Below are 20832 nucleotides of genomic sequence, written 5' to 3' on the forward strand. Positions count from 1 at the left end.
GCGACGGTCAGGCGGCGACCGGCATGGTCGGTACGGCGGACGGCACGATCAGTTCGGCGCCGGTCTGGGCCAGCACGTCGGCGACCGTGACGCCGGGAGCGACCTCCCGCAGCACCAGCCCCTTATCCGTCGGCTCGATCACCGCCAGCTCGGTAACGATCAGGTCGACGCGCCGCACCGAGGTCAGCGGCAGTTCGCAGCGCTTGACGATCTTGGGCGTGCCCTTGGCGCTGTGCTGCATGGCGACGATCACCCGCTTGGCGCCGGAGACCAGATCCATCGCCCCGCCCATGCCGGGCACCATCTTGCCGGGCACCATCCAGTTGGCGAGCCGGCCCTCCTCGTCGATTTGCAGCCCGCCGAGAACGGTCACGTCCAGATGCCCGCCGCGGATCAGGCCGAAGGACATCGCGCTGTCGAAGGAGGCGGCTCCCGGAACGGCACCGATCGGGCTGCCGCCGGCATCGCTCAGATCCTCGTTCTCGGCCCCCGGCTCGGGCACCGGCGCCATGCCGACGATGCCGTTCTCCGACTGGAAGAAGACGTTGACGCCGGCCGGCAGATGGGACGCGACCATGGTGGGCAGGCCGATGCCGAGATTCACCAGGTTGCCCGGCCGCAGTTCCAGCGCGACACGCTTGGCGATCAGGGTTTTCTCATCCATGGCGATGCTCCTTGGCGACCAGGCAGTCGACCAGCACATTCGGGGTGACGACGCTGTCGGGCGGGATGACGCCCACCGGCACGATGTCCTCGGCCTCGGCGATCACCGTTCCGGCGGCCATCGCCATCAGCGGATTGAAGTTTCGCGCCGTCAGCGCGTATTCGAGGTTCCCCAGGTAATCGGCCCGCTTGGCGGCGATCAGAGCGAAATCGGCCTTCAGCGCCTTTTCCAGCAGATAGACGGTTCCGTCCAATTCGATGCGCTGCTTGCCGTCCTCCACCACCGTGCCGACGCCGGTGGGGGTCAGCACGCCGCCGAGGCCGAAGCCGCCGGCGCGCACCCGTTCGGCCAGCGTGCCCTGCGGCACCAGTTCCACCTCCGTCTCCCCGGCGATCATCTGGCGCTGGGTTTCCGGATTGGTGCCGATGTGGCTGGCGATCACCTTGCGAACGGCCTTGGCGGCGATCAGCCGGCCGATGCCGACGGCCGGGCGTGCGGTGTCGTTGGCGATCACGGTCAGGCCGCGCTTGTTCTGGCGCAGCAATTCATCGATCAGGTGGGGCGGCGTGCCGACCCCCATGAACCCGCCGATCATCAGCACCGCGCCATCGGGAATCATGGCGACGGTGTCTTCCAGCTTTCGCACTTTACTCATTCGACGTCTCCCTTGGACGTCGGGGCGCGGCGGATCGATCTCCGCCGGCAACCCCGCGGGCGCGGAGCCCGCTCCCAACGCCGGCGATGAACCGGATGGGCGGACCCAACGCTCATTTTTGGTTTCGTAGCGCTGCGACCGGGAGAGCTGCTGCCCACGCTAACGCTGTGGAGCGGCCAATCCCGCCGGCATACCCACAAATCTGCAATGGATGTGCCAACCCGCCGGACTGGGGCGAACAGCGGAGAAATCAAGACATCCGGCCGCGGGAACCGCTCCGAACCATGGGCGGTGAGCCGATGCCGACGCGGCCCAGTGCGCAACTTTGTGCGTGCTGCGCAAGATCTTGCGCAGTGGCGTCCCCTGCGCCGCCCCGCTCAGGAGATGCCGTATTCCTGCAGCTTGTAGAGCAGCGAGCGGCGGCTGATCCCCAGTTCCTGGGCAGTGCGCATCCGGTTGCCGTCGTTGCGGGCAAGCGTCTCGGCCACCACGCGCGCCTCGAAACGGCTGACCTGCTCGCGCAGGCCACCCTCACCCGCGGCAGGTGGAGCGGTGTCGCCGCCACCGGCCGGCTCCCCATCCTCCACGGGACCGGCGATCTGCTCCGGCAGATCCTCCGCGACGATCATCGCGCCGGTGCTCATCACCACCGCACGCTCCATGGCATTGGACAGCTCACGAATGTTGCCCGGCCAGCGATAGGCCCGCAGGCGCTCCAAGGCCTGTTCGTCGATGCCACCGACCTCGATCCGGTTCTCGGCCGCAAAGCGCTGCAGGAAATGGGTGGCGAGCAGGCTGATATCCTCCGGCCGCTCGCGCAGCGGCACCGTCTTCAGCGTCACCACATTCAGCCGGAAATAGAGGTCCTGACGGAACGAACCCTGACGCACCATCTCCTCCAGATTCCGGTTGGTGGCGACGACCACGCGCACATCCGTGCGCACCAGTTCCGTGCCGCCGACCCGCTCGAACTCGCGCTCCTGCAGCACGCGCAGCAGCTTTACCTGCAGGCTGGCGGAAATGTCGCCGATCTCATCGAGGAAGAGGGTTCCGTGTTCGGCCTGTTCGAACCGGCCGCGGCGACGCGCCTGCGCCCCTGTGAAGGCGCCCTTTTCATGGCCGAAGAACTCGCTTTCCAACAGTCCTTCCGGCACCGCGGCGCAGTTGACCTTGACGAAGGGACCCGCTTTCCTCGGGCTGTTGTAATGGATGGCCGCCGCCACCAACTCCTTGCCGGTGCCGCTCTCGCCGGTCACCAGGACGGTGGCGTTGCTCTTGGCGACCTTGGCGATGGTCTGCAGAAGCTCGCTCATGCGCGGGCTGGCCGTCAGGATCCGGTCGGTGTGATAGCTGCTCGACAATTCGCGGTGCAGGGTCGCGATATCGTCGCGCATCCGGCGCATCTGCAACGCCCGCCCGACCTGCAGCTGGATCTCCGCGATGTCGAAGGGCTTGATGACATAGTCGAAGGCGCCGTCCTTGATCGCCTGAACCGCCGATCCGACCTCGGCGAAGGCGGTCATCAGGATCACCGCGGTGGAGCGGTCGAGCTTCCGGATCTCCGCCAGCGCCTGCAGCCCGGTCATCCGCGGCATGCGGACATCCATCAGAACCACGGCATGACGCTGGGCCGCGAAGGCGGCGACCGCCTCGACACCATCGGCGGCGGTTGTCACCGACAGCCCGTCGCGCGTCAGCACCGCCGTGAGCATCTCGCGGATCGCCTCATCGTCATCCACGACCAGGACGGCGGGCACCGGCATGGCCTGCACGATTGGAAACGGGGTCGTCATGCATCAACCGTTTGACTGTGAACGAAGGGAATCCGCAAGGTGACCGTGGTGCCGGATTGGGGCCGGCTGACGATGGTGATGGTTCCGTGGTGAGCATCCACGATCCGGTGGGCCATCGCCAGCCCCAGTCCGGTGCCCTGGGGTTTGGTCGAGAAGAAGGGATCGAACACCTTGTCCAGGTTCTCCGGCGCGATCCCCTCGCCGTCGTCTGCCACCGTGACGATCACTTCGCGGCAGTCTTGCGCTGTGGAGGCGGTGGTAATGGTGATGCCCCCGGTTTCGGAGGTCGCCTGGATCGCGTTGATGATGAGGTTGAGCATGACCTGCTTCAGCGCCTCGCCATCGGCTTCGACCAGGGGCAGGTCAGGGGCGAGATGCAGGGCGATGCGGGCGTTCGACTTGCGCCCGGCCAGCAGCGACACCTCGCGAATCAGATCGTTCAGTTGCACCGGCTTGAAGGCCGGCGGACGGGGCCGGCCGAACTCCAACAATTCGGTGACGAGGCGGTTCAAGCTGTCGACCTGCCTGACGATCAGCGGGGCATAGCGCTGCCACTCCGCAACATCGTCGGAGCTTTCAAGGAACTGCATGAAGCCGCGGATCGAGGTCAGAGGATTGCGCACCTCATGGGCGAGGCCGGCGACCAGTTCGCCCAGCGCCGCCAGCCGGTCGGCACGCATGATCTGGGTGCGGAGCCGCTGCTGTTCGGTCAGGTCCTTCAGAACAACGACCGCGCCGATCGCCTCACCGTGGCTGTCGCGCAGCACGCTGCTCGACACCGTGAGATGAAGCGTCTGCCGGGTCCCGGGAAAATCCAGCGTCACGCCGACATGCTGTCGGCCGGTTTTCAACGTGTCGAGCAGCGGACTGGCGAAGCGGCCATCCGGCTTGAACAGCGACTCGTACGGCCGCCCGATCACGTCGGCCGCCGCGATCCCGAGCATCGCTTCGGCGGCCGGGTTCAGCGCGGTGACCTGTCCGGCCCGATCAACGGCGATCACGCCGTCGGCAATGCTGTGCAGGATATTCTCGGTCAGCGATCTGGCGTCCAGTAGGGCGCGGGCCATGGCGTTGACCTCGAGCGCGATGGCACCGAATTCGCCAGGCAGCGGCTGAATCGGTTCTCCAAGGTCGCTGCGCATACGGAGCAGACCGTCGATGATGTGCCGGATGTCGCGGCCGACTCCGTGCGCCAGCACCTGCGTCAGCGTCAGTCCAAGCAGTATTCCCCCAAGGCTGACCGTCAAGACCGCACGGTCCATCGCCGCGGCCTGCCGCTCCACATCGTCGGAAAGCTCATTGGCCCAAATATAGCCGATGACCGTGCCATCGCGAACGATGGGCAGCATCGCGTTCAGGATAAAGCCGCGCACCTGCCGGCCGCTTTCGAGAGCCTGCTTTCCGCTTTCCAGCACATGCCATCCCGGATGCTCCGGCGGTATGCTGGTGCCGACCGTCGCGCTGTAATCCCGGCTGGGTCCATAGGTGATGATGGCGTTGAGCGCCTTGCTGTAATAGCCGACCCCCACCCCCGGGTTCGCCCCTGCGATCATGTCGGTGAAGGGGGTCAAACGACCTGACAACGCCCGGACGGCAGCGCCCCGGTCGCCGGCCGCGACGCCCATATCGGCCAGGAGAGGATCGAAGCCGGGACCGAGATGCACGTCAAGCAGGCGCGTCAGACCGAAGAGTTTTTCCGACTTTTCGTGAACCAGCGCCTGCCGCCCTTCCCGTTCCAACAGGTAGCCGGTCAGTGAAATGGGCAGAACCACCACGGCAAGGGAAAACAGGAGCAACTTACCGCGCAGGGTGCTTGGCAGAGAATGGCTTATCCAGTCCAGGGGCCGCATGACGCCCACTCCTTTCAACCGGACGAGGCCTTACTCCCGCCCGTTATCGCGGCCATAGCAGAATTGCGGCAGGGGAGCAAAGGAGGAACGCCCCCTCCGAGCCGCGATTGCCAACCGGTCCGATGGACCCGGCTTCGTTCACGACCATCTGACCGGCCAATGGCGGATTGTCTTCAGAATGAGGGCAGGATCATCCGTGGCGATGGCCGTGAGTTCGGCCAGCACCTCATCGACGAAGGCATCGACGTCCGAGAAGGCGTCTCAGGACGATGAACCTATTCCATCTCCTTTGCGACCACCGCCCCGCCTCCGATTGCCGTTTGGCCCCCGCCCGGGCCATTGCCACCTGGGCCGAGGTCGTTGGGCCTCCGCTTGCCGCGCAATCATCAGGTCACCGGCCACAGCCGCTTCCAACCATGCCCACCGCGCGGGCGATGTATGACGGTGCCCATCACCATTCAGCCGGCGATGCGGGGTCGGCGTCGCCCGTCCCGGACGGCCGATGGCCTATCGGCTTCCCGGGACGTCGGACAGGCAGTGGGCGATGCCATTGTGGCAGTCGATCCCGAACCGGCGCAGGATGGCGGCGCCCTCGGCCGTGATATGCAGCAGCTTGGCCCGCTTGTCCTGCGCGTGTGGACGTTCTTCGATCAGGCCGCGGCGGGTCAGCGGCTTTAGCGAATGGGTGATCGGCCGGTCACGATTGAACAGCAGCTTGCTCAGCTTCGTCGGTTGCTGAGGCTCACGGCTCAGCATATAGAGGATCGCCATCTGCAGCGGCGTGAGATCCCGGATGCCGTTCCGCTCGATCCGGGTCATGACGATGTGCTGCGCACGGTCGAGATGCTCGTGCGCCAGGCACAGCTCCTCAAGCGCGCCGGCGGCCTTCAACAGTGTTCCCGGCAGGGGAAAAAGGGACGATGTCCGATGCGTGGTGATGTTCCCGACCATGACGCACCTGTTTGGGTTGAGGTTTGGGTCATCGGGCAGGGTAAATCCTTTTCCAGAGCGCGACCGCGTTTCTGAAGGCCAGACTACCAAGGGTGGACCGCCGAGCCTGCACTCCCCGCATTCGCCGGGAGGACGATCGAAAGCATTTGATACGAAAGCGTGGCAGATGCCCCCTCCCCTCCCACGCAGGGCCATCTTTCCGGGAGGGGTCTTTCCCTGCTTCCCACCCACGGATAAAAGCCAAAGCCAACACGACACAAAAGTTGGCGGCCCCTCCGTACTGAAGATCGCGATGCATTTTCGGTTTTCTGGGTTATAAATATCTCGCAATCAACGCTGACGACGCGGGCATGCAGAACTGAAGCAGCAACCGAACAGATCGGTCCTTTGTTTTCATACCATGCGGCGGCGCCTCAGCAGGACGATGATTGACCAACCAGTTCTTTAATCTTTACGGCATTGGGCTTCCGTACCCGCATCGGGCTTTCGGCCAACATGGGTCGATGGGGAAGCGCCGCACAGTCGGGAGTTCGAAATCATGCGCACAATCGGCGCAATCCTGGCCCTGAGCGCCGTCGGATTGACCATGGCGGCCGCATCCGCCGGTGCCGGGGAACTGAAGTATCGGCCGGTCAACCCCTCATTCGGGGGGGATCCCTTCAACAGCAGCCATTTGCTGGGCATCGCCAACGCGATCAACAAGTTCGAGGATCCAAAATCCTCGACGACGAGTTCGGCGACCGACGCGACCGACTCCTTCGCCAACACGATCCAGGCAAGCGTGCTGAGCCGGGTCGCCAGCCAGATCGCCGACCAGATTTACGGCGAGAACGCCAAGACGAGCGGAACAGCCTCCGTCGGGGGAACCACGCTGCAGTGGGTCCAGGTGAACGGCCAGATCAAACTTACGCTCAACAACGGCAAGAGCACTCAGATCATCGAGCTGCCGGCCTACTGAGCGCAGTTCCACCGCGATAGCCCGGGCGAAGGCCGGTGAAAAGCCGGATGAGACCCGCCGCGTCCTTCGCACGAAGGGATCAGCATCATGTCGATCTTGATCGCATCTCCCCGCCATGCACTGGCGCTGGCCATCGGCGTGCTTTCCCTGTCGGCCTGCGCGTCGACCCGTCCGGAGACCGCCTTGTCCGAGAAGCCGCTGCCCGAGCAGAAGTCGCAGACCCTCGACACGCTCCAGACGCTGCCGCCGCCGACTCGCCCGCTGACGGTCGCGGTCTACAGCTTCACCGACCAGACCGGGCAGAACAAGCCGAACGACAGCTTTTCCGAATACTCGCGCGCCGTCACCCAGGGCGGGAATTCCGTGCTGATCAACGCGCTGAAGCGGACCGGCAACAAAAGCTGGTTCAAGGTGGTGGAGCGCAGCTCGCTGCCGCAGCTCCTACAGGAACGGCAGATCATCCGCCAGACCCGACAGGCCTACGCCGGCGACAATCTGCCCCCGCTGCCGCCGCTGCTCTACGCCGGCCTGCTGATCGACGGCGGCATCATCGGCTACGACTCCAACACGCTGACGGGCGGCTTCGGCGCCCGCTTCCTGGGTGTCGGCGGCGACGTAAAATACCGGCGCGACACGGTTACCGTCTACATCCGGGCCGTCTCCGTGCAGACCGGTGAGGTGCTGAAGTCCGTCAACACCAGCAAGACGATCTATTCCGCCGCCCTGAACGGCAGCGCCTTCCGCTACATCGGGTTCAAGGACCTGCTGGAAATCGAAACCGGCGTCACCACCAACGAGCCTGCCACCCTGGCGGTCAAGCAAGCCATCGAGAAGGCGGTGCACGACCTGGTGCTGGAGGGTGTCATCGACGGCTACTGGAGCTTCCTCGATCCCGGCGCGGCGTCCAGGCTGGTGCCGAAGTATCTGCAGGAACGCGACGGCGCGTACAACGTCACCGTGCTGCACGGGCCCGATGCCATGGCAGATCCATCCTCGGCCACGCCGGTCTCGGTCCCGCCGCCGCCCGCGCAGACGCCGACGCCGGGCGCCGGAGCCGACGAGCAGAAGGTCGCCCCGATGCCGCCGGAGCAGCCCGCACAGAGTTCAGGACCGACCTACGTTCTTCCCGGCGATCGCAGCCGCAGCCCGATCCCCCCATCCATCCAGAGGTGACCGGGCCATCAGCGATCGGGCGCGATCGCCGGGCTTTTTACCGCCCGCCATAGCCCGATCCGAAGCATTCGTCTCGAAGTGATTCGTTAGCCCATTGAAGACCTGACCGGTGGATCGACGGCATTGGGCGCCGCCCGCAAAAGCGGACCCCGGTTCGCCTCCCCTCAACACCAACATGAGGTATACGCCATGAAACGCGTCCTTTTCGCCTCCGTCGCCATGATCGCGTCGATGACCGCCGGCCTGGCTCTGGCCGACAGCAGCAAGCCCGGTTGGCCGCCGGTGCCGGTGAACGGCGGCAACGCCGCCTACATCGACCAGATCGGCGACCTGAACAGCAACGCCCAGACCCAGTACGGCAAGTCCAACCTGTCCGACAACTGGCAGAAGGGCAACCGCAACGCGGTGGTCACCTACCAGGACGGCACGGCCAACCGGGCCTTCGTGAACCAGAACGGCGACCGCAACTACGCCAACCAGCTTCAGGACGGCACGGCCAACCTGGCCAAGGTCGACCAATCCGACGCCGGCAACACGGCCCATCAGAAGCAGTTCGGCACCGACAACGAGGCCAGCATCGTCCAGTCGGGCTTCGACGGCCACTTCGGCTGGGGTCCGGTGAACGCCGGCAACTTCGCCTCCCAGTATCAGGACGGCGTCATGAACGAGGCCGCCATCGCCCAGAAGGGCATGGTGAACACCGCCTACCAGACCCAGATGAGCAACGGCAATCTGGCGATCGCGAACCAGACCGGTGTGTCGAACTACAGCACCCAGACCCAGCGGTGATCCGCGGGTCCGAGGCCGGGGTCGACGGGAGGGTCCCCGCCCCTCCCGCCGATCCGCCGGCGCAAGCGCCCAGCTCCGGTGCAGACCGTCGGGCTGGGCGCGCGTTTTCTTCCGTACGGGAGGAAAGGCCATGTCTCACACCATCGGGTTCCGCGATGTCAGACCCGGATTGATCACGACCATCGCGCTGATCGCCTGTGCGTTCGCCATCGCACCGGCCCAAGCCGGCGGCAGCGTCGCCTACATCGACCAGATAGACGCTTCTCTCATCCACGCGTCCGGAGGCAACCGGGCGGCCGTGCTCCAGTCCGGCTTCGGCAACCGGGCGACTCAGACGCAGGTCGGCGAGAACTCCGCCGCCATCCTGCAGGCCGGTTCGGACAATCTGCTGATCCAGGATCAGGTCGGATCGGGGAACTGGGCACGCGCCATTCAGGCGGGAGCGGCCAATGTCGGCCTGCAACTCCAGGCCGGAGCCGCGAACGTCACCGAGCTGTCGCAGAAGGGGCAAGGCAACAACGCCGCCCAGAGCCAGTCAGGAACGGCGAACCGCGCCGTCGCCTATCAAAGCGGAGCGCGCAACTCCCTGACGCAGGTCCAGGACGGCATCGACAACCTGTCCGTCGTGGCCCAGAGCGGCCAGGACAACAGCGCGCAAACCACCCAGGTGGGGGCCAGAAACAAATCCGTCGTCGAACAGACCGGCGGCGAGAGCATCGACCTCGTCCAGCGCGGCTCCAACCTTACGTTCGACAGCCAGAGCATCGTGATGGCCAACGGCGTGAAAGTTACCCAGACGGGCGTCGGCGCCACCATCAAGATCATCACGCGGTAGGTGGGCCATGCGCGGCAGCCCCATGCTCGCGGCCACCGCCGTGGTCCTGCTGGGTTCCCTCATTGGAATTGCTGGACCAATTTGGGCCGGCACCTGCCAATGCCGGAGCGATCCGATGGCCGGAAACCGATCATATGTCTTCCAAAACGGCCCGCCGGGCATCTGCGCCGTCGCACAGGACCGCGGCTTCTGCGCCCAAGCGCAGATCCAGTGGCCGGTCCGGTCGCCAGTCCCCGGCCGTTCCGATCATGGCGGTCCTGCCGCGGCCCTGCGGCGGTTCGGCGCCAGCCTCGCGCTCGATGACGCGCTGGACCTGGCGGCGAAGACCCCGCCGGAACGGTGGGAGGCCAACCAGGCGCCGGACATCATCGCGGCAATCCTGGCGAACGTCCTCTGGGCCCGGCCGGATGACCTGGGCGAGGTCTATGGCGCGCTTCGGGAACAGGCCGTCACCGTCCAAGCGCTGCTGGCCTCGACCGGCACGCCGAAGGCGGTGGAGCTAGGAACCTACCACGCCGTCGTTGGCTACGGCTGCATCGAACTGAAGCGGGGCACGTTCCGGGCTTTTGCCCGAACGCCCTTCGCGGATGAAGGCGCCTGCTCGCCCCGTCCCGAATAAGCGGTCGGCGTCAGGACAGTGCCGCCCTGCTCCCCGGCGCGTAGTTGGCGTCACCATCCGATTGCATGAGGTCGCACTGATTGAATAAACGTACATTAATCGCGACAAACAATAATGGCAATGTAAACTTATCGCAAGATGATCGGAATGGCTGCAATACGAAGTCGTTGTCTTTCTGCCTTAAGATCTACCGCTCGACATGAATCCCTATCAATAGTCAACCCTTCATTGCGCCTTAACTGGTAACCTTTGGTTGACTTTTCCGTAAAAATAGAAACAATCTCCCCTTATCAGCCTGCACCGATCGATCTTGGACGATCCCACGCCGTGGGCGCAAACGCAGGGGCATGACCGTGTCCAATCCCTCCTTAGGGCTTGTCGCCGAAGGCCAAATCTACCGCGAAGGGATAAAGGCTCTTCTGAGAGAGCATTTCCCTCTGATCCTGGAAGCCGAACACGCCGACGACACGGCGCGATGGAGCGTCGAACCGGACCTCGTCGTCATCGACGCCGCGGATGGCGGCGATGATTGCGTCCACACCGCGCTGACCAACCGGTTCCGCAACGTCCGCATCGTCTACATGTTGCGGCACGCGTCGCATGACCACGCGGTCGCCCTCATTCGGAACGGTGCGCACGGCGTCCTTGGACCCGACCTGACGCCCGAGGTCCTGGTCCTTTACCTGCGCCTCGTCCTGGCCGGGCAGACCGCCATTCCGGATTTTGCCCTCTCGTTCAACCCGGCGGAGCACCAGTCCCCCAGGATCCTGGGGGATGACGTCCAGGTTCCGATCACGATGCGGGAACGGCAAATTCTCGAAGAACTCGCCAACGGCCGCGGGAACAAGTCAATCGCCCGCATGCTCGGCATCAGCGAGCAGACCGTGAAGTTCTACGTGAAGTGCGTCATGCGCAAGTTGAAGGTCGCCAACCGGACACAGGCCGCCATTTGGGCCCTGAGCCACGGCGACCACGCGGCTTCGCACGACTTGACCGCCGGCACGGCGCCGCAAGACGACGAGCACGACGATGCCCACGCGCTTGAACCGGTGCCAAACCCCGTGACGCACTGAGACGGACCGCTTCCGCCGCGGTTCCTTGCGCCATCAGGACAGGCACCTCGATGTCCGGCCTTTATGTCGGGCATCACCATATCGGCAAACAGACCAGTGGAGCCACAGTCGGCACCTGAAGCAATCGGGTCTCTTTAGAGTCATATTCCCTGATAAGAAGAAGGAGCACTTCCGCGCCTCCCTTGTCAAAGGACGTATGCGGCGCGGTAAGGACTCTCGTTTCATTCGAAAAAACCCATTCGCTAAAGCAAGATTCTTTGCTTTCCTCTTGATTTTCGGTCGGAATTCCCGCAATTTTTATATGCGAACGGCAAGGTCCAGGCAGTTGCCTCGCCTTGAAGCGCCCGGTTGCTTCTGCTATCGCGATTTCCCTCCGTCTCGCCCTGGTCGTCGCAACCAGAGCATGTGCACGTCGCGTTTCCGGCGCTTCTTCGCCAGAGTCTTGTCCGTTTCTCGCGATCGTTCATCACTGCGCAGGTGTTGCCATGGCTGACGTGATCACTGGCCTTCTTGCGGAGAGCCAGTTGTATCGGAGGGGTGTCAAAGCCCTCCTGGCAGATCGGTTCACCGTGGATTTCGAGGCGGCCAGGATTTCCGATGCGGCCCGGTGGCCCGAAGAGCCCCATCTGATCCTCGTAGACGACGCCGACGGCCAGGAACAGCCGATCTGCACGGCGCTTCTCCGCCGCTTCCCGGCCGCCAAACTGGTGTTCCTGCTGCGGCGGAGCGCCCCGGAGCAGGCGATCGACATCATACGGCATGGCGCGCACGGCGTTCTCGGCCCGCAACTCTCCGCCGAGGCGCTGGTGCTGTCCCTTCGGCTGGTGCTGTTGGGGCAGGTGCTGGTTCCAAGCTTCGTCATGGACCTCGTGCACGACACGCACGTGATCGCGCCGCCGTCCCCGGACGAGCTTGAGGCCACGATCACCCCGCGGGAGGCCCAAGTCCTGGAGATGATCGTCCGCGGCCACAGCAACAAGCGGATCGGCCTCGATCTGCGGCTGAAGGAAACAACCGTGAAGTTCTACGTCAAGAACGTCATGCGCAAGCTGAAGGTTACCAACCGGACGCAGATCGCGGTCTGGGCGATGACGCATGGCTGCCCGCCGGACCTTGCGGCGTCGGACGTCCCCACCCTCACCGCGGCCAATGTCCGGCATCTGGAAGCGATCCACTGAGCGCCCCGCAACGCCCAAATCCACGCGGCGATGCCCTCCGCGCGGAGGGCGGCATCCACGCGCGGGCTGCCATAGCGGCCATGGTGGCGACCATGGACCCGTCGGACCTCGGCCAGAAGCTGTCGGTTGGCGGCGACCCGGTTGCATTCCGGCCACTCGCGCCACGCATAGCAACCGCTGGCGGACACCCCGAGCACCCTGCATATGAGCCGGACCGGGAACTCGTCCCGGTGGGCGACGTGTGTCCGCAAGGTGGCATGACGGGAGTCAGCCAACTGCTGCAGCCCCCTCCCCCGCCCAGTTCTCGCACAAAGCTTTGCTTTGTGCTGACGCGGCAGGCGGACCGAAGGTCCGCTGGGAGCGATAGAGGGATGGGGTGGGGGCAATTGCTAGGCATCATTGGCTCCAAATGAGGCAATTGCCTGCAGCTGCCGCTCAATTAGCCAGCATCCGGATATAGCCATTCACCCTTAGAAAGATTTAAAATCCAATCAACTAGTTGACAAAAAACAATAAGTCCGAAAACGGCATGCGCTTTGCTATCTAACGATCTGCAATGTGCAACGCGAAACGGACGGTACAGCCATGGTCGGAGCCTCGCAAAGCAGCCAGTCGGCCCAGCGTGGGCAGACGCTTCTTCTCGACGGGATCACCCAGCGCTACGGCAACACGCTGGCCGTCGACGACGTGACGCTCGACATCAAGGGCGGCGAGCTGGTGGCCCTGCTCGGGCCGTCGGGTTGCGGCAAGACGACCCTGCTGCGGATCATCGCCGGCTTCATGGCCCAGACGAAGGGCCACGTCATCGTCGGCGGCGAGGCCATTGACGGGCTGCCGCCCAACCGCCGCTCCGTCGGCATCGTCTTCCAGAACTACGCGCTGTTCCCGCACATGACGGTGGCGGAGAACGTCGCCTATGGGCTGGACGCCCGCGGCGTCGACGGCGCCACCCAGCGCAGCGAGGCCCAGCGCATGCTGGATCTGGTGAAGCTGGGCCATCTCGGCGACCGCATGCCGCGCCAGCTGTCCGGCGGGCAGCAGCAGCGCGTCGCCCTGGCCCGCGCGCTGGCGGTAAACCCGTCGATCCTGCTGCTGGACGAGCCCTTCGCCGCGCTGGACAAGAACCTGCGCCTGGACATGCAGATCGAGGTGAAGCGCATCCAGCGCCTGTCCGGCATCACCACCATCCTGGTCACACACGACCAGGAAGAGGCGCTGTCGATGGCCGACCGCGTCGCGGTGCTGAGCCAGGGCCGGCTGGAGCAGTTCTCCCCGCCGACCGAGATCTACGACGCGCCGGACAGCCTGTTCGTCAACACCTTCGTCGGCTCCGCCAACCTGCTGGGCGGCGTTCTGCTCGATGCCGACCGCAGCGGCGGCACGGTGCAGCTGGATGCCGGCGGCACCATCGAGACGCGCGCGCCCAAGGGCGAGGTCCGCCCCGGCGGCCGCGTAACCGTCTGCCTGCGGCCGGAGCATCTGCGCGTCGATCCGGCGGCGGACGGCGCCGACACGCTGAACGGCGTGGTGGAGATGGGGCTGCCGCTGGGCGCCACGGTCGTGCACGAGGTGCGCGTCGCCGACGGATCCGCCGTGAAGGTGTCCGAACCGCGCATCGACCGCGCCGCCCTGTTCGCCCCCGGCACGCCGGTGCGCCTCGCCCCGGTCGCGCCCCGCCTCGCCTCGGTCTTCGCCGCGGCCTGACCCATTCCTCCCCCGCTTCTTCCTCCCCCACCCGACAGGAGTGATCCATGCTGCTGACCCGCCGCACCCTGATGCAGACGGCGCTGACGCTGGGTGCCATGCACGCCTTCCCCGGCCTGACCTGGGCGCAGGCACGCCCGCTGGTCTTCGCGACCTTCACCGGCAGCTGGGAGGAGGCGCACAAGGCCGTGCTCGTCCCCGCCTTCCGCAAGGCCACCGGCAACGCCGACATGGTGCTCGACCCCATGCTGTCGGTCGACCAGATCGCCAAGGTGAACGCGGCGAAGAACAACCCGCCGATCGACGTCATGCTGCACGATCCGGGTCCCGCGCTACAGGCCATCGCCCAGGATCTGGTCGAGCCCTATCCGGTGGAGAAGAGCGCCCATTACAAGGACCTGATCCCGGAGGCCCAGGTGCCGATGGGGCCGTCGCCCTTCTTCCAGGTGGTGGGCATCACCTACAACCCGGAAACGGTGAAGACGCCGCCGACCTCCTGGGCCGACCTGTGGAAGCCGGAATTCAAGGGCCGCGTCGGCATCACCAACCTGAACTCCACGCTCGGCACCGGCTTCATGGTGGAGCTGGCCAAGATGCATGGCGGGTCGGAGTCCAACATCGACCCCGCCTTCAAGGCGCTGGAGGCGCTGCGCCCCAGCCTCGCCGCCGTTGCCGCCAACCCCGGCCAGCTCGCCACCCTGTTCCAGCAGGGCCAGATCGACATCTCCCCCGGCAATTTCAACGCCATCCAGATCCTGAAGGCGCGCGGCGTCCCGGTGGAGTTCGTCATCCCCAAGGAAGGCGCCATCGCCTTCAAGACAACCATCCACATCGTCAAGAACTCTCCCAACAAGGAGCTGGCCTTCAAGCTGATCGAAGCCGCCCTGTCGCCGGAGGTGCAGGCCCAGCTGATGGAAGAGCCGTTCCTGATCGTGCCGACCAACACCAAGGTTGCGATCAAGGGCGAACTCGCCAAGACGCTGGCCAAAGACCATGCCGAGATCGCGAAGAAGTTCGTTTTCCAGGACTGGGCCAAGATCAACGAGCAGCGCAGCGCCTGGATCGAACGCTTCAACCGCGAGATCAAGGTGTGAGGCATTGGCTGCCCTCTCCCGGACCGGGAGAGGGCACCTCAAGAGGAGACACTCCCATGGCCGCGACGCTGCGCAACGTCACCACCTACGACCTGAAATTGGCGGCGCCGCTGGCGGCGGGGTTCGTCGTCTTCTTCGTCACGCCGCTGGTCATCCTGCTGGCGCTGAGCTTCCAGACCGACCCACAGGGCGGGCACTTCGGGCTGACCCAGTACGTCAACTTCCTCGGCGACAGCTTCAGCCTCGGCGTGCTGGGATCGACGCTGTGGCTGGGGGTGAAAGTCACGGCGCTGACGCTGCTGCTGGGCTATCCGGTGGCGTGGCTGCACCAGCGCTCCCCCGGATGGGCCAAGGGCGTCATCATGCTGCTGGTGCTGCTGCCGCTGCTGACCAGCGTGGTGGTGCGCACCTTCGCCTGGGTGGTCATCCTGGGGCGGCAGGGGATCGTCAATGCCTCGCTGCTCGGGCTGGGGCTGATCGACACGCCGCTGAAGCTGCTCTACACGGAGGGCGGCGTGGTGATGGCGCTGGCCCAGGTGCAAATGCCGCTGATGGTGCTGCCGCTGATCACGGCGCTGAGCCGGATCGACCCGAACCTCGCCGACGCCTCGTCGGTGCTGGGGGCCGGGCATTGGCGGACCTTCCGCAAGGTGATCCTGCCGCTGTCGCTGCCGGGGATCATCGCCGGCTGCCTGCTGACCTATGCCGCCGCCATCACCGCCTTCATCACCCAGAGCCTGATCGGCGGCGGGCAGATGCTGTTCATGCCGATGTACATCTACCAGCAGGCCTCGACCCTGCAGAACTGGCCCTTCGCCGCCGCAATCTCCGTCATCTTCCTTGTCGCGGTGCTGGTGGTGGTGTCGATCTTCAACGTGCTGGGCCGCCTGTCGCGCGGCTACACCAACGCCTGACTTTGGGGAGGCCGCCATGGGCAACCGCCGTTTCGATTTCGACGCGCTCAGCTTCCGCATCGTCATGACGGGGGTTGCGCTGCTGGCCCTGCTGCTGCTGGCGGCCCCGACGGTCGTGGTGATCTGGGTGTCCTTCACCAGCGGCTATTCGCTGAAATTCCCGCCGCCCGGCTATTCGCTGCGCTGGTATGTCGAGCTGTGGAACGCCTGGCAGCTCCAGTTCGCGCTGATGAACAGCCTGAAGGTGGCGGCATGGGCGACCGGCCTGTCGATCCTGCTGGGGGTCGCCGCATCGCTCGGCATCGCGCGCTCGGCCAGCCTGACGGCGCGGGTGCTTGACAGCCTGTTCCTGTCGCCGCTGGTTCTGCCGGCGCTGGCCTTCGGGCTGTCGTCGCTGATGTTCTTCTCGCTGGTCGGCGTGCCGGTGTCGCCGCTGACCCTCATCATCGGCCACACCGTGGTGTCCGTGCCCTTCGTGGTGCGCAACACCGTGGCGTCGCTGGCGCAGATGAACCCGACCCTGCTGGAGGCCTCGGCCAGCCTGGGCGCCACCCGCTGGTTCACCTTCCGCCGCATCACCCTGCCGCTGATCCGGCCGGGCATCATGGCCGGCGGATTCATTGCCTTCATGGCGTCTTTCGACAATGTGCCGGTGTCGCTGTTCCTGCGCGATGCGGCGACCGACATGCTGCCGATCCGCATGTGGCAGGATCTGGAAGGCAAGCTGGACGTAACGGTCGCGGCGCTGTCGGGCGTGCTGATCGTCGCCACCATCGCGCTGATGATGGTGATGGAGCGCGTCGCCGGCCTGTCGAAGCGGTTGACCTGAGCCGGCCTACACACCCAGAAAGAGAGAAACCCCGAAGGGGGTGAATTTGAAGGGCAGATGCAGATGGCGGTCCAGGTCGGTCACCACGAAGCGGAACGGCATGATGTCGAGGAAGCGGATCTGCTCCTCCGGATATCCCGCCGCGCGCAGCCAGTCGCCGACATGGAACAGCACCTCGTGCGGGCCGGGGGCGATGCCCTCGCCGCGGACGGTGGGGTGGTCGAGCTGACCGTTGGCGCCGAGCCGGCCGTCGGCCAGCAGGCGGCGGTCGGGCGTCAGGGCGTAAAGCTCCACCGGCAGCCCTTCGGCGGCGACGCCGCGCGCCACATCCACGCCATGAATCGAAATGCCGCCGGCCATGCCGCCTCCAGGTCAGAGTTTCCGCAATGGTAGCCGAGACGGCGGCGCTCGCGCCAGCGCCGGCCGAGCCTCCGGCGATGCCGCCGCTTCTGCCGGCGCTGATCGGAATGACCGGCCTGCAGGCACTGGTCGCTCTCGCCCTGTTCGCGCCGGGAGTTCTGGCGCCACGCATGGGGATCGACCCGGCGGGGCTGGGGCTGTTCACCACCACCGGCTTTGCGGTGGGGATGGCGGCGTCGCTCTGCGGAGGGGTGCTGGCCGGACGGCTGGGATCCTTCCGGGTGGCCAGCTTCTGCGCGGTGGCGGTGGCCGCGGCCATGCTTTGTGCGATGACGGGGAGCGGCGCCTTGGCGCTGCTGGCAGCGGGGATCGCCATCGGGCTGGCCTGCGGGCCGGAGACGCCGGCCAGCGCCGCCATCCTCGGCCGGCTGGTGCGGGAGGCGGATCGGCCGATGGTGTTCTCGGTCCGGCAGACCGGCAACCAGATCGGCGCGATGGCAGGATCGCTGGCCCTGCCGCTGCTGGCCGCCGTCACCGATCCGCGCGCCGGCTATGCGGCCATCGCCGCGCTGGCGCTGGTTTGCGTCCTGCCCTTCGAACGGTTGCGGACGGCTTACGATCCGCTGACCCGATCCGCCACGACCGCCTTCGGGCTGGGGGCGGCGATCCGGCTGCTGCGCAGCGACCCGGCGCTGCGGCGGCTGGCATTGGCCTCCTTTCCCTATTCGGCGAGCCAACTGACGCTGAACGGCTTCTTCGTTGTCTTCGCGGTGGCGGAGCTGGGGCTGGAGCATGTCGCCGCCGGGGTGGCACTGGCGGCCGGACAGGCGGGCGGGCTCGCCGGACGGCTCGGCTGGGGCGTGGTCGCCTCGCGCTGGGTGGCGCCGCGCCGGCTGGTCGGGCTGCTGGGGCTGGGCATGGCGGCGGCTTCGGCGCTGGTCGCGCTGGCCGGCGCCGCCCTGCCCTTCCCGGCCTTGGCGGCTGCGACCTTCCTGTTCGGGCTGACCGCCAGCGGCTGGAACGGGGTCTTCCTGGCCGAGGTGGCGCGGCTGGCTCCCGCGGGGCGCATCGGCGAGGCGACGGGGGCGGTGATGGTCGGCGGCTTCGCCGGGCTGATCGCCGGCCCGGTCCTGCTGGTGGCCGCCGCCGCGGTCAGCACCCTGGCCACCGGCTATCTCGTGGTGAGCCTGCTGGCGGCACTGGCGGGACTGAGCCTTCTCGGAGATAAGCGATGACCCTTCCCCTTCGCGCCGCAGCCATTGCCGACGCCGTCCGCAACGGCCACAGCAGCGCCCGCACCGTCACCGAAGCGGCACTCGCCCGCATCGCCGCCGGCAATCCCGCCCTGAACGCCCTGGTCGCCGTCCATGCCGAACAGGCACTGGACGAGGCCGACGCGGTGGACCGCCGCCTTGCCGCCAGAGAGAATTTGCAGCTGGAGGATCTGCCGTTGGCCGGCGTGCCGGTGGCGGTCAAGGACACCATCTGGGTCGCCGACCGCCGCGTCACCCAGGGGTCGCGCCTGTTCGCCGACTTCCGCGCCCCCGCCGACGCCATCGCTGTGGAACGGCTGCGCCGCGCCGGTGCGGTGGTCGTCGGCATGGCCAACAGCTCGGAATTCGCCTGCAAGGGCGTCACCACCAACCCGCTGTTCGGCCCGACCCGCCACCCGATGGACCCGACGCTGACCCCCGGCGGCTCCAGCGGCGGACCGGCGGCCGCGATTGCCGGCGGGCTGGTTCCGCTGGCGCTGGGCACCGATGCGGGGGGATCGAGCCGCCGCCCGCCGGCCCATGTCGGCGTGGTCGGCTTCAAGCCCGGCTTCGGTGCGATCCCCTACGGCCCCGGCTTCGCCGAGCCCTTCGTCGGCATTGCGGTCATGGCGCCCATCGCCGCCGATGTCACCGACACCGCCCTGATGTTCGAGGCGCTGGCCGGCCCCGACCCGCGCGACCCCGACAGCGCCGCCATCGCCCCGGCGGAGGAGCGGCCGGTTTCCTCCCTGACCGTCGCCTACAGCCCGGCATTCGGCCTGGACGCCCCGGTTGACGACGACGTGCGCGACGCGGTGGAGCGGGCGGTGGAGGCGCTGGCCCATGCCGGTGCCCGCATCGTCCCTCCCGAAGGCCGGTTCCCGCACTGGCCTGCCGGCGTCACCGAAACGGCGCTGATGCCGCTGCAGCATGCCGGGCTTGCCGCACTTTATGCCGAGGCCTTCCGCCGCGACCCCGGCCTGTTCGATCCCGACATCGCCGTGCAGATCGAGCGCGGCCTGTCCTTGAGCGGGGCGGAGGTCGCGGCGGCACAGCTGCTCGGCGTCGAGGTCGGCCGTGCGCTGGCCGCGCAGTTTTCCGCGGTGGACCTGATCGTCGGGCCGACCACGCCCTGTGTCGCCTGGCCGCTGGACCGGCTGGGACCGGAGACCATCGGCGGACAGCCGGTGCCGCCGCGCGCCCATGCAGTCTTCACCCCGCTGTTCAACCACGCCAAGGTCCCGGCGCTCAGCCTGCCCTGCGGGACCGGGCGCGGCGGGCTGCCGGTGGGGTTGCAGATCGTGGCGCCCCGCGGCATGGACCGCAGGGTGCTGCGCTTTGCCGCTTTCGCAGAGGAAACGCTCGCCGGATGCGTGCCGGAGTCCCAGCCAAGAGCCCGACCATGACCTTCGAGAACGACCCGCCGGACGCTGCCCCGGACACCGTCCCAGCCCGCCGCCGGCGTGCGGTTCCGCCGCCGCCCCTGGCCGACATGGCGGTGGACCGGCTGCGCGACATGATCATCTATGGCGAGCTGGCGCCGTCCGCCCGCCTGATCGAACCGGAACTGAGCGACAAGCTCGGCATCTCCCGCACGCCGCTGCGCGAGGCGCTGAAGCTGCTGGCGGCCGACGGGCTGGTGATGCTGCGGCCCAACCGCAACGCCATCGTCGCCCCGCTCGACGCCGCCGAGCTGACCCACCTGTTCGAGGCGGAAGGCTGCATCGAGAGCTTCGCCGCCCGCCTCGCCGCCGAACGGATGACCGCCGCCGACCTGCGCCGCCTGCGCGGCTTCCAGGAGAAGATCGAGGCGCTGCAGGGTGCCGGCGCGCTGGAGGAGTACTTCGCGATCAACCAGAAGATCCACCGGCTGATCGTGTCGAGCGCCAAGAACCCGGCGCTGGTGGAGGCGCATGACCGGCTGCTCGGCCGGCTGGCGCGGGCGCGCTATTTCGCGCTGGGCGCCCAGGGCCGCTGGAAGGAATCGGTGCTGGAGCACCGCGAGATCCTGGCGGCGCTGGAGGCCCGCGACGGCGCCACCGCCGAGCATCTGTTCGTGCACCATGTCGGCCGCACCGGCGAGGTGGTGGCCGCGGCTTGCGCGTCTCCCCGCGCCCGGCGGGCAGGGTGAGGGACGCGC

General features: G+C 66.7%; 20 protein-coding genes and 1 pseudogene. 14 read left to right on the forward strand and 7 right to left on the reverse strand.

From position 1 onward, the window contains the following. Positions 1-7 precede the first annotated feature (7 nt). The 5 genes from FZ983_RS18020 to FZ983_RS18040 form a co-directional block, all read right to left on the reverse strand. A complete protein-coding gene (locus FZ983_RS18020) occupies positions 8-664 on the reverse strand; it encodes a 3-oxoacid CoA-transferase subunit B (protein ID WP_149224904.1) in 657 nt (218 codons plus the stop codon). After that, positions 657-1319, reverse strand: coding sequence for a 3-oxoacid CoA-transferase subunit A (locus tag FZ983_RS18025; RefSeq protein WP_149224905.1), 663 nt, complete (start codon positions 1317-1319; stop codon positions 657-659). Before FZ983_RS18025 ends, FZ983_RS18020 begins: the two co-directional genes overlap by 8 nt. Before the next feature lie 377 nt (positions 1320-1696). Next, positions 1697-3112 carry an acetoacetate metabolism transcriptional regulator AtoC gene (atoC, locus tag FZ983_RS18030; RefSeq protein WP_247883811.1) on the reverse strand — a complete coding sequence of 472 codons (1416 nt, stop codon included), beginning with the start codon at positions 3110-3112 and terminating at the stop codon, positions 1697-1699. Further along, positions 3109-4962 (reverse strand): two-component system sensor histidine kinase AtoS, encoded by a 1854-nt coding sequence (atoS, locus tag FZ983_RS18035; protein ID WP_149224906.1) that lies wholly within the window; start codon positions 4960-4962, stop codon positions 3109-3111. The genes atoC and atoS overlap by 4 nt, the downstream gene beginning before the upstream one ends. A 507-nt stretch (positions 4963-5469) precedes the next feature. Next, a complete protein-coding gene (locus tag FZ983_RS18040; protein ID WP_188092391.1) occupies positions 5470-5913 on the reverse strand; it encodes a winged helix DNA-binding protein in 444 nt (147 codons plus the stop codon). A 538-nt stretch (positions 5914-6451) separates the two neighbouring features. On the opposite strand from FZ983_RS18040, the gene FZ983_RS18045 reads away from it, so the two are divergent. The 7 genes from FZ983_RS18045 to FZ983_RS18075 all read left to right on the forward strand — a co-directional run bounded on the left by FZ983_RS18045 (position 6452) and on the right by FZ983_RS18075 (position 12538). Further along, positions 6452-6871, forward strand: coding sequence for a curli assembly protein CsgF (locus tag FZ983_RS18045; RefSeq protein ID WP_149224908.1), 420 nt, complete (start codon positions 6452-6454; stop codon positions 6869-6871). An 87-nt stretch (positions 6872-6958) separates the two neighbouring features. Continuing rightward, positions 6959-8044 (forward strand): CsgG/HfaB family protein, encoded by a 1086-nt coding sequence (locus FZ983_RS18050; RefSeq protein WP_149224909.1) that lies wholly within the window; start codon positions 6959-6961, stop codon positions 8042-8044. Positions 8045-8233: 189 nt separating this feature from the next. Then, a complete protein-coding gene (locus FZ983_RS18055; RefSeq protein ID WP_149224910.1) occupies positions 8234-8833 on the forward strand; it encodes a hypothetical protein in 600 nt (199 codons plus the stop codon). Between the two features lie 130 nt (positions 8834-8963). Beyond that, positions 8964-9668 (forward strand): hypothetical protein, encoded by a 705-nt coding sequence (locus tag FZ983_RS18060; RefSeq protein WP_149224911.1) that lies wholly within the window; start codon positions 8964-8966, stop codon positions 9666-9668. A gap of 115 nt (positions 9669-9783) precedes the next feature. Beyond that, positions 9784-10287, forward strand: coding sequence for a hypothetical protein (locus FZ983_RS18065; RefSeq protein WP_149224912.1), 504 nt, complete (start codon positions 9784-9786; stop codon positions 10285-10287). 347 nt (positions 10288-10634) lie between these two features. Then, positions 10635-11360, forward strand: a complete 726-nt coding sequence (locus FZ983_RS18070; RefSeq protein WP_149224913.1) for a response regulator transcription factor — start codon at positions 10635-10637, stop codon at positions 11358-11360. 485 nt (positions 11361-11845) lie between these two features. Then, positions 11846-12538 (forward strand): response regulator transcription factor, encoded by a 693-nt coding sequence (locus FZ983_RS18075; RefSeq protein WP_149224914.1) that lies wholly within the window; start codon positions 11846-11848, stop codon positions 12536-12538. 32 nt (positions 12539-12570) lie between these two features. Here FZ983_RS18075 and FZ983_RS34770 read toward each other — a convergent pair. Continuing rightward, positions 12571-12759, reverse strand: a pseudogene (locus FZ983_RS34770) (IS3 family transposase); the annotation flags it as partial. 364 nt (positions 12760-13123) lie between these two features. On the opposite strand from FZ983_RS34770, the gene FZ983_RS18085 reads away from it, so the two are divergent. Genes FZ983_RS18085 through FZ983_RS18100 form a run of 4 tightly spaced genes read left to right on the forward strand, consistent with a single transcriptional unit; the run spans position 13124 to position 17079 of the window. Beyond that, positions 13124-14242 (forward strand): ABC transporter ATP-binding protein, encoded by a 1119-nt coding sequence (locus FZ983_RS18085; RefSeq protein ID WP_149224916.1) that lies wholly within the window; start codon positions 13124-13126, stop codon positions 14240-14242. Between the two features lie 47 nt (positions 14243-14289). Beyond that, positions 14290-15336 carry an ABC transporter substrate-binding protein gene (locus tag FZ983_RS18090; RefSeq protein WP_149224917.1) on the forward strand — a complete coding sequence of 349 codons (1047 nt, stop codon included), beginning with the start codon at positions 14290-14292 and terminating at the stop codon, positions 15334-15336. Between the two features lie 56 nt (positions 15337-15392). Then, positions 15393-16250, forward strand: a complete 858-nt coding sequence (locus FZ983_RS18095) for an ABC transporter permease (RefSeq protein WP_149224918.1) — start codon at positions 15393-15395, stop codon at positions 16248-16250. A 16-nt stretch (positions 16251-16266) separates the two neighbouring features. Then, positions 16267-17079, forward strand: a complete 813-nt coding sequence (locus FZ983_RS18100) for an ABC transporter permease (RefSeq protein ID WP_149224919.1) — start codon at positions 16267-16269, stop codon at positions 17077-17079. Between the two features lie 6 nt (positions 17080-17085). On the opposite strand, the gene FZ983_RS18105 is transcribed toward FZ983_RS18100, so the two are convergent. Beyond that, positions 17086-17439, reverse strand: coding sequence for a hydroxyisourate hydrolase (locus FZ983_RS18105; RefSeq protein ID WP_149224920.1), 354 nt, complete (start codon positions 17437-17439; stop codon positions 17086-17088). Between the two features lie 26 nt (positions 17440-17465). Between FZ983_RS18105 and FZ983_RS18110 the strand changes: the two genes are divergently transcribed. The 3 genes from FZ983_RS18110 to FZ983_RS18120 are packed head-to-tail and all read left to right on the forward strand — an operon-like array spanning position 17466 to position 20823. Then, entirely contained in the window at positions 17466-18674 is a 1209-nt protein-coding gene (locus tag FZ983_RS18110) for an MFS transporter (RefSeq protein ID WP_149224921.1), read from the forward strand. Then, positions 18671-20098, forward strand: a complete 1428-nt coding sequence (locus FZ983_RS18115; RefSeq protein ID WP_149224922.1) for an amidase — start codon at positions 18671-18673, stop codon at positions 20096-20098. Before FZ983_RS18110 ends, FZ983_RS18115 begins: the two co-directional genes overlap by 4 nt. Then, positions 20095-20823, forward strand: coding sequence for a GntR family transcriptional regulator (locus FZ983_RS18120; RefSeq protein WP_247883812.1), 729 nt, complete (start codon positions 20095-20097; stop codon positions 20821-20823). Before FZ983_RS18115 ends, FZ983_RS18120 begins: the two co-directional genes overlap by 4 nt. Positions 20824-20832: the final 9 nt, after the last annotated feature.

Source organism: Azospirillum sp. B21, assembly GCF_008364825.1.
Classification (GTDB): domain Bacteria; phylum Pseudomonadota; class Alphaproteobacteria; order Azospirillales; family Azospirillaceae; genus Azospirillum.

Excerpts from the sequence above, each read along its gene's own strand:
- FZ983_RS18020 (WP_149224904.1), bottom strand. The coding sequence starts at position 664 with ATGGATGAGAAAACCCTGATCGCCAAGCGTGTCGCGCTGGAACTGCGG.
- FZ983_RS18025 (WP_149224905.1), bottom strand. The coding sequence starts at position 1,319 with ATGAGTAAAGTGCGAAAGCTGGAAGACACCGTCGCCATGATTCCCGAT.
- atoC (WP_247883811.1), bottom strand. The coding sequence starts at position 3,112 with ATGACGACCCCGTTTCCAATCGTGCAGGCCATGCCGGTGCCCGCCGTC.
- atoS (WP_149224906.1), bottom strand. The coding sequence starts at position 4,962 with ATGCGGCCCCTGGACTGGATAAGCCATTCTCTGCCAAGCACCCTGCGC.
- FZ983_RS18040 (WP_188092391.1), bottom strand. The coding sequence starts at position 5,913 with ATGGTCGGGAACATCACCACGCATCGGACATCGTCCCTTTTTCCCCTG.
- FZ983_RS18045 (WP_149224908.1), top strand. The coding sequence starts at position 6,452 with ATGCGCACAATCGGCGCAATCCTGGCCCTGAGCGCCGTCGGATTGACC.
- FZ983_RS18050 (WP_149224909.1), top strand. The coding sequence starts at position 6,959 with ATGTCGATCTTGATCGCATCTCCCCGCCATGCACTGGCGCTGGCCATC.
- FZ983_RS18055 (WP_149224910.1), top strand. The coding sequence starts at position 8,234 with ATGAAACGCGTCCTTTTCGCCTCCGTCGCCATGATCGCGTCGATGACC.
- FZ983_RS18060 (WP_149224911.1), top strand. The coding sequence starts at position 8,964 with ATGTCTCACACCATCGGGTTCCGCGATGTCAGACCCGGATTGATCACG.
- FZ983_RS18065 (WP_149224912.1), top strand. The coding sequence starts at position 9,784 with ATGGCCGGAAACCGATCATATGTCTTCCAAAACGGCCCGCCGGGCATC.
- FZ983_RS18070 (WP_149224913.1), top strand. The coding sequence starts at position 10,635 with ATGACCGTGTCCAATCCCTCCTTAGGGCTTGTCGCCGAAGGCCAAATC.
- FZ983_RS18075 (WP_149224914.1), top strand. The coding sequence starts at position 11,846 with ATGGCTGACGTGATCACTGGCCTTCTTGCGGAGAGCCAGTTGTATCGG.
- FZ983_RS18085 (WP_149224916.1), top strand. The coding sequence starts at position 13,124 with ATGGTCGGAGCCTCGCAAAGCAGCCAGTCGGCCCAGCGTGGGCAGACG.
- FZ983_RS18090 (WP_149224917.1), top strand. The coding sequence starts at position 14,290 with ATGCTGCTGACCCGCCGCACCCTGATGCAGACGGCGCTGACGCTGGGT.
- FZ983_RS18095 (WP_149224918.1), top strand. The coding sequence starts at position 15,393 with ATGGCCGCGACGCTGCGCAACGTCACCACCTACGACCTGAAATTGGCG.
- FZ983_RS18100 (WP_149224919.1), top strand. The coding sequence starts at position 16,267 with ATGGGCAACCGCCGTTTCGATTTCGACGCGCTCAGCTTCCGCATCGTC.
- FZ983_RS18105 (WP_149224920.1), bottom strand. The coding sequence starts at position 17,439 with ATGGCCGGCGGCATTTCGATTCATGGCGTGGATGTGGCGCGCGGCGTC.
- FZ983_RS18110 (WP_149224921.1), top strand. The coding sequence starts at position 17,466 with ATGGTAGCCGAGACGGCGGCGCTCGCGCCAGCGCCGGCCGAGCCTCCG.
- FZ983_RS18115 (WP_149224922.1), top strand. The coding sequence starts at position 18,671 with ATGACCCTTCCCCTTCGCGCCGCAGCCATTGCCGACGCCGTCCGCAAC.
- FZ983_RS18120 (WP_247883812.1), top strand. The coding sequence starts at position 20,095 with ATGACCTTCGAGAACGACCCGCCGGACGCTGCCCCGGACACCGTCCCA.